The 12,732-nt window shown below is 64.1% G+C and carries 10 protein-coding genes; 8 read left to right on the top strand and 2 right to left on the bottom strand.

Going from position 1 to position 12,732, the window contains the following annotated elements; all coding sequences use genetic code 11:
• Positions 1-18: 18 nt before the first annotated feature.
• From hisB to hisIE, 8 genes are all read left to right on the top strand, one after another.
• Positions 19-1,152 (top strand): bifunctional histidinol-phosphatase/imidazoleglycerol-phosphate dehydratase HisB, encoded by a 1,134-nt coding sequence (gene hisB, locus H7R73_RS11625; RefSeq protein ID WP_182951128.1) that lies wholly within the window; start codon positions 19-21, stop codon positions 1,150-1,152.
• A complete protein-coding gene (hisH, locus tag H7R73_RS11620; RefSeq protein WP_039039129.1) occupies positions 1,152-1,775 on the top strand; it encodes an imidazole glycerol phosphate synthase subunit HisH in 624 nt (207 codons plus the stop codon). The genes hisB and hisH overlap by 1 nt, the downstream gene beginning before the upstream one ends.
• 5 nt (positions 1,776-1,780) lie before the next feature.
• Positions 1,781-2,527, top strand: a complete 747-nt coding sequence (gene hisA, locus H7R73_RS11615; protein WP_010674689.1) for a 1-(5-phosphoribosyl)-5-[(5-phosphoribosylamino)methylideneamino]imidazole-4-carboxamide isomerase — start codon at positions 1,781-1,783, stop codon at positions 2,525-2,527.
• A 132-nt stretch (positions 2,528-2,659) separates the two neighbouring features.
• Entirely contained in the window at positions 2,660-3,769 is a 1,110-nt protein-coding gene (locus H7R73_RS11610; RefSeq protein ID WP_103260099.1) for a response regulator, read from the top strand.
• Positions 3,762-5,915 carry a PAS domain S-box protein gene (locus H7R73_RS11605; protein WP_182951127.1) on the top strand — a complete coding sequence of 718 codons (2,154 nt, stop codon included), beginning with the start codon at positions 3,762-3,764 and terminating at the stop codon, positions 5,913-5,915. The genes H7R73_RS11610 and H7R73_RS11605 overlap by 8 nt, the downstream gene beginning before the upstream one ends.
• Positions 5,912-9,883 carry a PAS domain S-box protein gene (locus H7R73_RS11600; RefSeq protein ID WP_103260097.1) on the top strand — a complete coding sequence of 1,324 codons (3,972 nt, stop codon included), beginning with the start codon at positions 5,912-5,914 and terminating at the stop codon, positions 9,881-9,883. Before H7R73_RS11605 ends, H7R73_RS11600 begins: the two co-directional genes overlap by 4 nt.
• Before the next feature lie 178 nt (positions 9,884-10,061).
• The gene (gene hisF, locus H7R73_RS11595; RefSeq protein WP_042017601.1) at positions 10,062-10,835 is read left to right on the top strand and encodes an imidazole glycerol phosphate synthase subunit HisF; all 774 of its coding nucleotides are present in this window, start codon (positions 10,062-10,064) and stop codon (positions 10,833-10,835) included.
• The gene (gene hisIE / locus H7R73_RS11590; protein WP_029314506.1) at positions 10,828-11,463 is read left to right on the top strand and encodes a bifunctional phosphoribosyl-AMP cyclohydrolase/phosphoribosyl-ATP diphosphatase HisIE; all 636 of its coding nucleotides are present in this window, start codon (positions 10,828-10,830) and stop codon (positions 11,461-11,463) included. Before hisF ends, hisIE begins: the two co-directional genes overlap by 8 nt.
• 92 nt (positions 11,464-11,555) lie before the next feature.
• Here the strand turns inward: hisIE and H7R73_RS11585 are convergent, their stop codons facing one another.
• Both H7R73_RS11585 and H7R73_RS11580 read right to left on the bottom strand, forming a co-directional pair.
• Positions 11,556-11,876: a hypothetical protein gene (locus tag H7R73_RS11585; RefSeq protein WP_039039125.1), complete on the bottom strand. Its 321-nt coding sequence runs from the start codon at positions 11,874-11,876 to the stop codon at positions 11,556-11,558.
• A gap of 66 nt (positions 11,877-11,942) precedes the next feature.
• On the bottom strand, positions 11,943-12,641 hold the full coding sequence (locus H7R73_RS11580; RefSeq protein WP_182951738.1) for a helix-turn-helix transcriptional regulator: 699 nt from the start codon (positions 12,639-12,641) through the stop codon (positions 11,943-11,945).
• Positions 12,642-12,732 lie beyond the last annotated feature (91 nt).

Raw genomic sequence — 12,732 nt, 5'->3', positions numbered from 1 at the left:
ACAAGCAAGGATGTAGCGATGAAAACCCCGTTTTTGTTTATCGACCGTGACGGCACCCTGATCGAGGAGCCGGTCACCGACAAGCAGGTGGACAGCCTTGCGAAGCTGCGCTTCGAGCCCATGGTGATACCTGTGCTGCGTGAGCTCCAGGCCGCCGGCTACGTGCTGGTGATGGTGACCAACCAGGATGGGCTCGGCACCGCCAGCCTGCCCCTTGAACACTTCCAGCCGCCTCACGACCTGATGATGCACCTCTTCGAATCCCAGGGCGTCACCTGGGAGCAAGTGCTGATCTGTCCCCACTTCCCCACCGACGGTTGCAGCTGCCGCAAGCCTCACCTTGGGCTGGTGAAGGAGTATCTCGCCTCGGGCCGCATCGACTTTGCCAACTCCTTCGTGATTGGCGACAGACAGACCGACATCCAGCTTGCCGAGAACATGGGCATCCGCGGCATACGCTACCACCCGCAAGATCACGGCTGGACTGCCATTCGTGATCAGCAGCTCTCCAAGGGGCGCGTGGCCGAGGTGGAGCGCTACACCAAGGAGACCCGCATCCAGGTGGCGGTGGATCTCGACAAGAGCGGTGGCAACCAGATCGCCACCGGCATCGGCTTCTTCGATCACATGCTGGATCAGATAGCGACCCACGCGGGCTTTCGCCTCAAGCTCAAAGTGAGCGGCGATCTGCACATCGACGATCACCACACGGTGGAAGATGTGGGATTGGCGCTGGGTCAAGCCCTGCGCCAGGCCCTTGGCAACAAGCGCGGCATCGGCCGCTTCGGCTTCGTGCTGGCGATGGACGAGGTGCAGGCGGTGATCGACGGGCGTCCCCGCCAGGAGGCTGACAACACCTCGCTGACCGAGCTGGACGTGGCCACGGCGCTGGATCTGAGCGGCCGCCCCTACTTCGTGTTCGACTGCCCGAGCGGCTTTGGTCGCGACAGCGTGGGAGAGATGGCCACCGAGATGGTGCCCCACTTCTTCCGCTCCCTCTCTGACGCCATGGCCATCACCTTGCAGATGAAGGTGGGCAGCGGCAACACCCACCACCAGGTGGAGGCGCTGTTCAAAGGCTTTGGCCGCGCCCTGCGCCAGGCCATTCGCGTGGAAGGGAGCGAGCTTCCCTCCAGCAAGGGGGTGCTGTGATGGGGAAACAGAACCTGGTCATCATCGACACCGGCTGCGCGAACCTCGCCTCGGTGCGCATGGCGTTCGAGCGCCTCGGCGTGCAACCCAGGGTGAGCTGCAAGGCCGCCGACATCGAGCAGGCGGACAAGCTGATCCTGCCCGGCGTCGGCACCGCCATCGCCGCCATGAAGAACCTCAATGAGCGGGAACTGGTGCCCCTCATTCGCGCCGCCAAGCAGCCGTTGCTCGGTTTTTGCCTCGGCATGCAGATGCTGGCACAGGCCTCGGAAGAGAACATGAGCGCCGATGGCAGCGAAGGAGCACTCATCGACTGCCTCGGCATCGTGCCTGGCAGGATCCGCCTGATGGAGGTAGGCAACCTGCGCCTGCCCCACATGGGCTGGAACCAGATTGAGCACGACGAGACCCACCCGCTACTCAAAGGCATTCCCAGCGGCAGCTACTTCTACTTTGTCCACTCCTATGCGCTGGAGGTGACCGACGCGACCCTGGCGACCTGCGACTACGGCCTGCCCTTTACCGCCATCGTCGGGCGGGACAACTTCTTTGGCGCCCAATTCCACCCGGAGCGATCCGGCCCGGCCGGTGCCCGCCTACTGCAAAACTTTCTGGAGCTATGACAGGCATGATTATTCCCGCAATCGACCTTATCAACGGTCAGGTCGTGCGCCTCTACCAGGGCGACTACGGCCAGAAAACCGCCTACAGCGACAATCCGCAGGCCCGCTTCGATGACTATGTCAGCCAGGGGGCGGCGCAGTTGCACCTGGTGGATCTGGACGGCGCCAAAGATGCCAAGGCCCGCCAGTTGGCCCTCATCGCCCAGCTGCTGTCCGCCACCGAGGCACCGGTGCAGGTCGGCGGCGGCGTGCGCAGCGAACAGGACGTGGCCGACTTGCTGGCGGCCGGCGCCAGCCGGGTGGTGATCGGTTCCACCGCCGTCAAATCCCCGGATCTGGTGGCCAGCTGGATGGAGAAATATGGCCCCGAGCGCATCGTGCTGGCCCTGGATGTCAACATCGATGAACAGGGTAACCGCCACATCGCGGTGGCTGGCTGGCAGGAGAACAGCGGCATCTCCATCGAGGCGCTGATCGAGCGCTTCCTCCCCGCCGGGCTCAGACACGTGCTCTGCACCGACATCAGCCGGGACGGTACCCTGGCGGGCACCAACGTCGAACTCTACCGGGATCTCTGTGCCCGCTACCCGAGCGTCGGCTTCCAGGCCTCCGGCGGTATCGGCGGTCTGGCGGATATCGAGGCGCTCAAGGGAACCGGCGTCAAGGGGATCATCCTCGGCCGTGCCCTGCTGGAGGGCAAGTTTGACGTGGCAGAAGCCATTCGCTGCTGGGGTGACGGCCGCGCTGCGTGACGCGCCCCTTTCCGGCATCAGACAGCCTGCCCATCCGGGCAGGCCTCTTTCTCCCCGATGGGGGCGAACCTTATGATTTGGCAGCAATTGGCTCTATACTCGACCTCACAGGGATAGCGTCATGGAAGACATATGTTGACACCTCACAACGCCACCATCCTGATCGTCGACGACTCACCCGAAAATCTGATGGTACTGACCGAATTGCTTTCGCCTCATTACCGCGTGCTGGCTGCGCAGAGCGGGGAAAAATGCCTGCGCATCGTCAGCGCGGATCCAAAGCCTGACCTCATCCTGCTGGATGTGATGATGCCCGGCATGGATGGTTATGAAGTGCTCAGGCAATTGCGTCAGTCCCCGATCAGCAGCCGTATTCCCGTCGTTCTGCTCACCGCCCTCGCCGACCCCCAGAGCGAGGAGTTCGGCCTCTCCCTCGGCGCCGCCGATTACATCACCAAGCCCATCAAGCCGGTGGTCGTTCAGGCCCGGGTGCGTACCCAGCTGGAGGCCAAGCAGGCCCGTGACGGTCTGCAAAACCAGAATGCGGCGCTGGAAGCCGAGGTCGCGCGGCGAATGGCGGAAAACGACCTGATCCAGCAGGTCTCCATCCGCGCTCTCGCTCATCTGGCGGAGATCCGCGACCCCGAAACCGGCAACCATATCCTGCGCACCCAGGGCTATGTGCGTCTGCTGGCAAGCGCTCTGGCTGATCACCCCCGTTTCGCCGATACCCTGACCCCGGGTTACATCGACCTGCTGAGCCGCTCCGCACCGTTTCATGATATTGGCAAGGTGGGCATTCCCGACCACATCCTGCTCAAGCCGGGCAAGCTGACCCCGGAGGAGTGGCAGATCATGCGCACCCACGCCAAGCTCGGCAGCGATGCCATCGAGGAGGCCGAACAGGACATGGAGCAGCCCCTGGCCTTCCTCACCCTGGCCAAGGAGATCGCCCACTGGCACCACGAGAAGTGGGATGGCAGCGGCTACCCGGACGGCTTGCAAGGGGACGCCATCCCCCTCTCGGCCCGCCTGATGGCGCTGGCAGACGTGTTTGACGCCCTCATCTGCGCCAGGGTCTACAAGCCGGCCATGAGCTACGACGAGGCTCGCGCCCTCATCCTCTCCGGCAGTGGCCACCATTTCGATCCCGATGTCGTGACCGCCTTCGATCGCCATTTCGACGCGTTCGTCACCATTGCCGAACGCTACCAGGATGGCAGCGAGGCCGTGGATGGCTGAGGCTCCCCTGACCCGGGCACATGTGCTCAACGTCGTGCTCACCTATGCCGCCGTGGCAAGCCTGTGGATCCTGCTCTCCGACAAGGCGGTGGAGTGGCTGTTCAGCACCCCTGCCCAGTTCGCCATGGCAAGCACCATCAAGGGCTGGCTCTTCATCCTCATCACGGCCCTCATGCTCTATGCCATGCTGCGTCGTCGCATTGACACCACCGGCAGCACACCTGTCTTTACGCGGCGTCAATGGATCCCCTTCCTGTTGCTCAACGGGCTCATTCTGGCCCTGACCGCCATGGCCATCGCCCGCAACATCGAACTGGCACGCAACAAGGAGGTGGCTCGTCTCGAAGCCATCGCCGATCTCAAGAGCCAGCGCGTCACCGAGTGGCTCGGTACCCACGAGGAGGATATTCACCAGCTCATAAAGGGTCTGGGCAGTACTGATTTCTATCGTCCCGGACAAGCACCATCCTCACCCGAAGCGATCACCCCACCACTGGCAAGGCTGCTCGAATTCATCTCGGTACGCGGATTTCACGGTGCGGCCGTGTTCAATCCTGCCGGACAGCCCCTGTGGCATACCCCGGGTGGCGACACCATGAATGCCACGTTGCGTGACGCCCTGCCACGGCTCGAGCAGGGCAACGTCATGCGTCTTGGTCCCTATCTCGATGATCGCGGTCACGCCAGGCTGGACTTTCTGGTCAATCTGGAGGTCGTTGCAGGACCTGCCCCCGTGCTGGTGATGCAGATAAGCGCAAATCGCTGGCTCGATCAGATCCTGGGGTCCTGGCCCGTCCCAGACAGCAGCGGAGAAGCCATTCTGTTTCGCCAGCAAGGGGATCAGGTGCACTATCTGAGTAGCCTGCGCTATCGCCCGGAACCGGCTCTCACCCTGCACTATCCCGTCACCCACCCCACCCTGCTGGCAGCCCAGTATTTGCGGCTCGCCGAACGCGGCACGCCCCAGGTACTCTATGGCCAGGATTACCGGGGCAGCGAGGTCTTCGGGGTTGTCTATCCGGTCATGAACACGGACTGGTACCTGCTGGCCAAGATCGACAAGGCGGAACTCTACCAGGCCACCTTCAAGGAGAGCGTCTGGATCGGTCTCATCGGCCTGCTGGTGCTCTTTGTCACCAACGCCGGCATCATCCTGCTGCGCCAGCACACCCGGCTGCAGATGGCCGAGCAGCTCCAGCACTCCCAGTCCCAGCGGCTGGAGGCGTTGCAACTGCTCTCCGCCATCGCCGACAGCTCGGAAGACGCCATCTTCGCCAAGAACAAGGAGGGCAGATACATCCTCTTCAACCGGGCCGCCAGCCAGTTTGTCGGCAAGCCGGTTGACGAGGTGCTGGACCAGGATGATCTGACGCTCTTCCCGCCGCAGCAGGCGCAGATGCTGATGGCATCCGGGCGCCAGGTCATAGAGCGCAACCGGGTGCAGACCGAGGAGGAGTACCTGACCCTGCCCGATGGCGAGCATGTGTTTCTCGCAACCAAGGGTCCCTTGCAAGACAGCGAGGGGCAGGTGATCGGGATCTTCGGCATCTCTCGGGACATCACGGACTTCAAACGGGCCGAGGCCGACTTGCGAGAGCGCGAGGGACTGTTCCGTGCACTGGTGGAGCAATCCCTTGCCGGGATCTACATCATCCAGCAGGGTCGGCTCTGCTACATCAACCCCTGTTTTGCCCGACTGTTTGGCTATGACACCCCGGGGGCGCTGATCGCCGTTGGCCAGTTGCACGCCCTGGCCGCTCCCAAGGACAGCACCAGGGTCGCCGAGCTGGTGCGCGCGTGCGAGCAGGACGCGCGCGATATCCACACCCGCTTCAGTGCCCTGCATCAGCACGGGGAGTCCCTGGAGGTCGAGCTGTACGGGCGGCGCGTCGACTACCTCGGCCAGCCCGCCATCATCGGCATTCTGCTCGATGTCACCGAACGGGAGCAGGTTGAACAGGCCCTGACCCGCCAGGCCAGCGAGCTGCGCCAGCAGAACCATGAGCTGGAGCGGTTCAACAAGGTGATGGTGGACAGGGAGCTCGCCATGCTGGCCCTCAAGCACCAGATCAACGGGCTCTCCCGTCAGCTCGGAGTGCCGCCCCCCTATCCCCAGGCCCCCATGCCACCGGAGGATCTCCCATGATGAGCTGGTCACCCCTGTGGCATGTGCGTCCCTCCACCCAGCGCTGGGGGATCTCCCTGCTGGCCGTGCTGCTGCCCGTTCTGATGTTGCAAATCCGGGTCCAGCTGCCCATTGCCTTTGGCGAGCGACCGCTGCTGGTTCTCTTCATGTTGCCCATCATCGTTTGCGCCCTGTTGGGGGGCTTGTTGCCAGGTCTGCTCTGCACCCTGATCACTGCCCTGGTCACCAGCTATTTCATGCTCCCCCCCATTTATTCACTGAGTGTCGAGGCTGGCCAGGATCTGGTGCAATGGTGCCTGCTCATCGCCAACGGTCTGCTCATCAGCGTGCTCAGTGCCGCCTTTCATCGCGCCCGGGCCAGAGAGGTCCTGCGCTGGCAGGAGCTGATGAACACCCAGAACCAGTTGCAGCAGAGCGAGAACCGCTTCCAGGTCACCTTCGAACAGGCGGCGGTCGGCATCGCCCTGGTCTCACCCGATGGACACTGGCTGCGTGTCAATCAGCGACTGTGCCACATCCTGGGCTACCGGGCCGACGAGCTCACCGGGATGACGTTCCAGCAGTTGACCCACCCGGACGATCTCTACCTCGATGAGGCCCACGTGGCCCGGGTGCTGGCGGGGACCATCCCCCACTACACCCTGGAGAAGCGCTACCTGCACAAGGGAGGCGAGATCATCTGGACCACCCTGACGGTGGCCCTGGTGCGCGACGCCGAAGGCAATCCCGACTACTTCATCTCCATCATCGAGGACAACCGGCAGAACAAGGAGACCGAGGAGGCGCTGCGCCGCAACGAAGCCATACTGCGCGAGTCCCAGCGTCTCGCCAAGATAGGGAACTGGCGCTGGCGCGTGGCCGATGACAGCCACTTCTGGTCACCGGAGATCTATCGCATCTATGGCCGGGATCCCGCCCTCCCCCCCGCCGTCTATCCCGAGGTCAGAAAATACTTCACCCAGGAGGGGTGGCACACGGTGGCCCAGGCCGTCGAGCGCTGCAGGCTGGACGGGCAGCCCTACGAGTGCGATGCCGAAGTGATCACGGAGCAGGGGGAGACCGCCTGGGTCATTGCCCGCGGGGCGGCGCTCAGGGACAGGGATGGCACCATACTCGAGCTCTACGGCACCGTGCAGGACATCACGGAGCGCAAGCTCGCGGAGCAGCGCCTGCAACACAATCAGCAGATGGCGCTCGATACCCAGCGTCGTGCTCGCCTCGCAGCCCTGAACCTGATGGACGACGCCATCAGTGCACGGGTACGCGCCGAAACCGTCAGCAGCGCCCTGCGCGAGAGCGAACAGCGCCTGCTGATGGCCCAGGAAGGGGCCCATGTCGGCATCTGGGAATGGGACATGGTCAGCAACCGTCTCTTCTTCTCGCCGGAATGCGCCCGCCTCTATGGCCGCAGTGCCGAGGCGCTCGGCGAGCTGGCCGCCTGGCATGCCTGCCTGCATCCGGATGACAGGCCCCGCATCGAGCAGTTGCTGGCGGAGCGGGCGGTCAGCGGCGCCCCCGTCGAGCTGGAGTTCAGGATCCTGCTGCCAGATGGCGGCATCCGCTGGCTGGTGAGCAAAGGGAGCGTCTACCGGGACGCCCAGCAGCAGCCCGTGCGCCTCCTTGGCATCCATCTGGACATCACCCAGAGCAAGCTGGCCGAGCAGCAGTTGCGCCAGTTGTCCCTGGCCCTCGAACAGAGCCCTGACGGCGTCTTCATCACCGACACCCTGGCGCGCATCGAGTACGTCAACCCCGCCTTCCTCGCCGCCAGCGGTTACCAGCAGCATGAGGTGATAGGCCGGACCCCGTCCCTGCTGCGCTCTGGCCTCACCCCGGATGCCAGCTATGTCGCCCTGTGGGATGCCATCAACCACGGCCAGCGCTGGCATGGCGAATTCATCAACCAGCGCAAGGATGGCTCCCACTACCAGGTGCTGGCCACGGTGTCGCCGATCCGCCAGGAGAGCGGCGAAATCACCCACTACGTCACGGTCCAGGCCGACATCACCGAGAAGAAGCAGCTCGGCGAGGAGCTGGACCAGTATCGCTACCACCTGGAGGAGATGGTCAACGAGCGCACCCGGCAGCTGGCCCAGGCCCACCAGCGGGCCGAAAGTGCCAACCACGCCAAGAGCGCCTTCCTTGCCAACATGAGCCACGAGATCCGCACCCCCATGAATGCCATCCTGGGGCTCACCTATCTGCTCAAGCGCGACACCCGGGATCCCACCGACCTCGAACGGCTGACCAAGATAGACACTGCCGCCCAGCACCTGCTCAGCATCCTCAACGACATCCTGGATCTCTCCAAGATAGATGCGGGCAAGATGACGCTGGATCTGACCGATTTCTCCCTCACCGCCATGCTGGACAACGTCCGCACCCTGATGAGCGACCAGGCCAGGGCCAAGGGGCTCACCATAGTGACGGACATCGGCGATACCCCCGCCTGGGTGCACGGCGACATCACCCGCCTGCGCCAGGCCCTGCTCAACTATGCGACCAACGCCATCAAGTTCACCGAGCAGGGAACCGTCACCCTGCGCGTCAGGCTGGCCCGCCCCCTCACCACCGGCTACCTGCTGCGCTTCGAGGTGGAAGACACCGGCATCGGCATCACCCCTGCGCAGCGCGAGAAGCTGTTCCAGGCGTTCGAACAGGCGGATGTCTCCACCACTCGCAGATATGGCGGCACTGGCCTTGGCCTTGCAATCACCAGCCGGATCGCCGCCCTGATGGGGGGTGAGGTTGGAGTCACCAGCGAGCCAGGCCAGGGAAGCTGCTTCTGGTTTACCGCCAGGCTGTTCAAGGCAAAGGAGGACGCCCCTTCCCGGACCCCGTCCGAGCAAGGGAACCAACAGGCCTTCAGCTTCCCTCGCCACGCCCGAGTCCTGCTGGTGGAAGACAACGCCATCAACCGGGAAGTGGTGCTCGAGCTCCTGTGCCACAGCGGCCTCGTCATCGAGACGGCCGTCAACGGCCAGGAGGCCCTGGCCCTCGTCAGCCAGCACCCCTTCGACCTCATCCTGATGGACATACAGATGCCGGTGATGGATGGCTACAGCGCCACCCGCGCCATCCGGGCCCTGCCCGGCATGGACAGGTTGCCCATCCTGGCGCTCACCGCCAGCGCCTTCGAGGAGGACAGAAAGGCGAGCGCATCGGCCGGCATGAACGATTTCATTGCCAAGCCCGTCACCCCCGCCAAGCTGTTTGACGCCCTGCAGCGCTGGTTGCCCCAGGGCAAGGTCCCCGAGCTTGCCCCGGACGACAACACTCGCCATCCCGTGACAGGCCCCCTTGCCCGCCTGCAGGCACACCCGGGTCTGGATCTCGACCAGGGGCTGGCGGCCCTCAACGGCAATCAGGAGAAATACCTGGCCCTGCTTCGCTACTTCATCCATGAGCATGGCCAGGACATGGCCCGGCTGCACCGCCACTTGCAAGCCGGGGAGCACAGCGGTGCGACCCGCATGGTCCACAGCCTGCGCGGCGTGGCGAGCACCCTGGGGGCGCGTGAGCTGTCGCGCCACTGCCTGGCCCTGGAGCAGGCCATCGCGGGCGGCGACACTGAGCCCACCGGACTCATGTCATCCATCGATGAAGAGATCGCCGCCCTTTGCGCTCTGCTCGGGGACGATCTCGCCGCCCCGACCACCGATCTGGTGCCCCTGGGAGATCAGTGGCGCCAGCAACTGCTGGCCCAGATGGAAGCCCTGCTGGTGCAAAGCGACACCGCCGTGATCCCCCTCTACGAGCAGTATGCCGGCCCCCTTCGCCTCATGCTGGGGTCTCGCAGCGACACCCTGACCAGGCAACTGAAGGCGTTTGATTTTGATGCCGCCCTGCTCACCCTGCGCCAGCATATGGCAACGGACGAGACCCACCCGGACGATCGGGCTCCCCTCCCCGAGGCGCCAGCCTGCCATCCGGGGCAGGTGAAGGGCGACAAAGGGTTGAATCACTGAATAAAGTCATGCATATAGTGGGGTGCCCAGAGGCGACGAGACGGCCTGCCGGGCCTGTCGTTTCCCCCGTCAGGGGCCCCCGTTCAAGGCATGCCAACCGTGTTCACGTCCGCCGCCCGGGCCAACGCCGGCGGCAGAACGACGTTTCTTTAACCGTGCTTTACATGGAGCAATGAGCATGTTGTCAAAGCGTATTATCCCCTGTCTCGACGTCAAAGATGGCGTGGTGGTCAAGGGCGTGCAGTTTCGCAACCACGAGGTGATGGGCGGCATTGTCGACCTCGCCCGCCGCTACGCCGCCGAGGGCGCCGATGAGCTGGTCTTCTACGACATCACCGCCTCGAGCGACGAACGGGTAGTGGACAAGAGCTGGGTAAGCCGGGTGGCGGAAGTCATCGACATCCCCTTCTGCGTCGCCGGCGGCATCAAAAGCGTGGAGGATGCCCGCCAGATCCTGGAGTTCGGTGCCGACAAGGTCTCCATCAACTCCCCCGCCCTGGCCGATCCCACCCTGATCACCCGGCTCGCCGAGCGCTTCGGCGTGCAGTGCGTGGTGGTGGGTATCGACTCCTACTTCGATGCCGCCCTCGGTCAATATCAGGTCAAACAGTTTACCGGCGACGAGAGCCGCACCCGCACCACCACCTGGACCACCCTGGAGTGGGTACAGGAAGTGCAGCGCCGGGGCGCGGGGGAGATAGTGCTCAACGTGATGAACCAGGACGGCATGCGTCAGGGGTACGACCTTGAGCAGCTCAAGCTGGTGCGCGCCGCGTGCAAGGTGCCCCTCATCGCCTCCGGCGGCGCCGGGGCCATGGCGCACTTTCGCGATGCCTTTACCCTGGCCGACGTGGACGGGGCGCTGGCCGCCTCCGTGTTCCACAAGGGCCTCATTCCCATTCCCGAATTGAAACGCTGGCTGAAAAACGAAGGAGTCGCCATCCGTGAATAATCAAGCAGTAGACAATGCATTGCCGCTGGCCGAGCGCCTGGACTGGGCCAAGTGTGAGGGCATGATCCCCGCCATCGTCCAGCATTCCCTCAGCGGCGAAGTGCTGATGCAGGGCTTCATGACCCGCGAGGCGCTGGAAAAGACCCAGACCACCGGCCAGGTCACCTTCTTCAGCCGCAGCAAGCAGCGCCTGTGGACCAAGGGCGAGAGCTCGGGCCATGTGCTCAAGCTCGTCGCCATCACCACCGACTGTGATCAGGACTCCCTGCTCATTGCCGCCGACCCGGTCGGCCCCACCTGCCATCTGGGCAACCCCTCCTGCTTCGACGGCCACCCCGTGCCGCCGCTCGGCTTCCTGGCCGAGCTCGAACAGATCCTGGCATCACGCAAAGGGGCAGATCCCGCCACCAGCTACACCGCCAGCCTCTATGGCAAAGGCACCAAGCGCATCGCCCAGAAGGTGGGCGAAGAGGGGGTGGAAGTGGCCCTGGCCGCCATGGCGAAAGACAGAGAAGAGCTCATCAACGAATCCGCTGACCTGCTCTACCACCTGACCGTGCTGCTGCAAAACGAAGGCTTGGGTTTGAAGGATGTGGTGCAGCGCCTGCATGAGCGCCACACCAAGTAATTATTGAATTCTGTTCAACAAAACGGGCCCTATGGGCCCGTTTCATTTCATGATTGCCCCCTCGCCGGGGGATGGCAGGCCCCGCGCCGCCCTCAGCCGATACGGGTCCAGAAGCTCATGTTGACCGAGTCATGGTCAAGCAGGGTCAGGTACTCCCCTGCCACGTCGTTGTGCAGCCACTGCTGGCAGTAGGCTTCCACCAGCGACTGGCTGGGGGCCATCACCACGTCCGCATAGAGGCCGTCGGCGCCGCGCAGCAGGCAGTGCATGATGAGCCCGGATTGCTGGACAAGAAACTCGGACTCGACCCGCCGTGACAGGGCGAGCAAATCCGCCTCCGTCACCCCTTCCCTGAGCCTGAAGGTGGCAAATTCGACGCCCCCTGCCTGTTGCATGTCACCCTTGATGATCATCTCGTTTTCTCCGTTGTGGATGGTCTGGAGAACCCAGCATAACGAAGGGCTACTGACAGCCTTGTGTCAGTCCTGAATGACTTTTTCGGCGCCACGGCGCCCAGGGGGAAACGCATCCGACTGGCGCAGGGCAAGGTAATCGGCCAGGGTCGCGCCTGGTGGTGCCCCTTCTCCCGGTCGGCACGACGCCAGGGTGTCGATGCGATCCACCCTGAAATCCCGGTAGGCCCGGCGCAGCGCACACCAGGCGCCGAGCGTCCAGCATCCGCCCCAGTAGAAGAGCCCGAGGGGAAAGAGCTGGCGTTCCGTCCTGCTGGCGCTGGCATCCCGGTAGCCAATGTACAGCCAGTGACCGGCCGTGATGGCGTCGTGCAACCTGTCCCAGCGAGCGTATGCCGGCTGCGCCGTGGGATAGTCCGGCACCCGCACCACGGGGACGCGAGGTGCCCGAGCCTCCTTGGCGGGCAGGGCCGCCTCAATCTTGGCGAGCAGGGCGCGGGCCGGATCGGCCATCCCCTTGCCCGTCAGCACCGCCACCAGGTTTACCCCGGTGATGAGGGCCTCCAGCTCGGCAGCGCTCAACTGCAGGGGGGCCATCTCGAACCCCTCGCTCAGCCGATAGCCCAGCCCGGCTTCCCCGTAAACGGGAATGCCCGCCAAAGAGAGATCGTCGATATAGCGGTAGATGGTGCGCTCCGACACGCACAGGCGCATCGCCAGATCCCGGGCGGTCAGGGGTTGATGCGCCCGCAGCAGGTTGGTCAGTTGAAACAGTCGGTCCGATTTTCTCACAGGCATCCTCAGGCTGGCGGGACATGGCGGCCATGGTAAGCCGGGACGGGCTCGAAAGGCACGT

The organism is Aeromonas sp. WP2-W18-CRE-05 (genome assembly GCF_014168615.1).
Classification (GTDB): Bacteria; Pseudomonadota; Gammaproteobacteria; order Enterobacterales; family Aeromonadaceae; genus Aeromonas; species Aeromonas caviae.
Note: the sequence above shows the minus strand (reverse complement) of the source record. Positions and strands in the feature narration are given on the sequence as shown.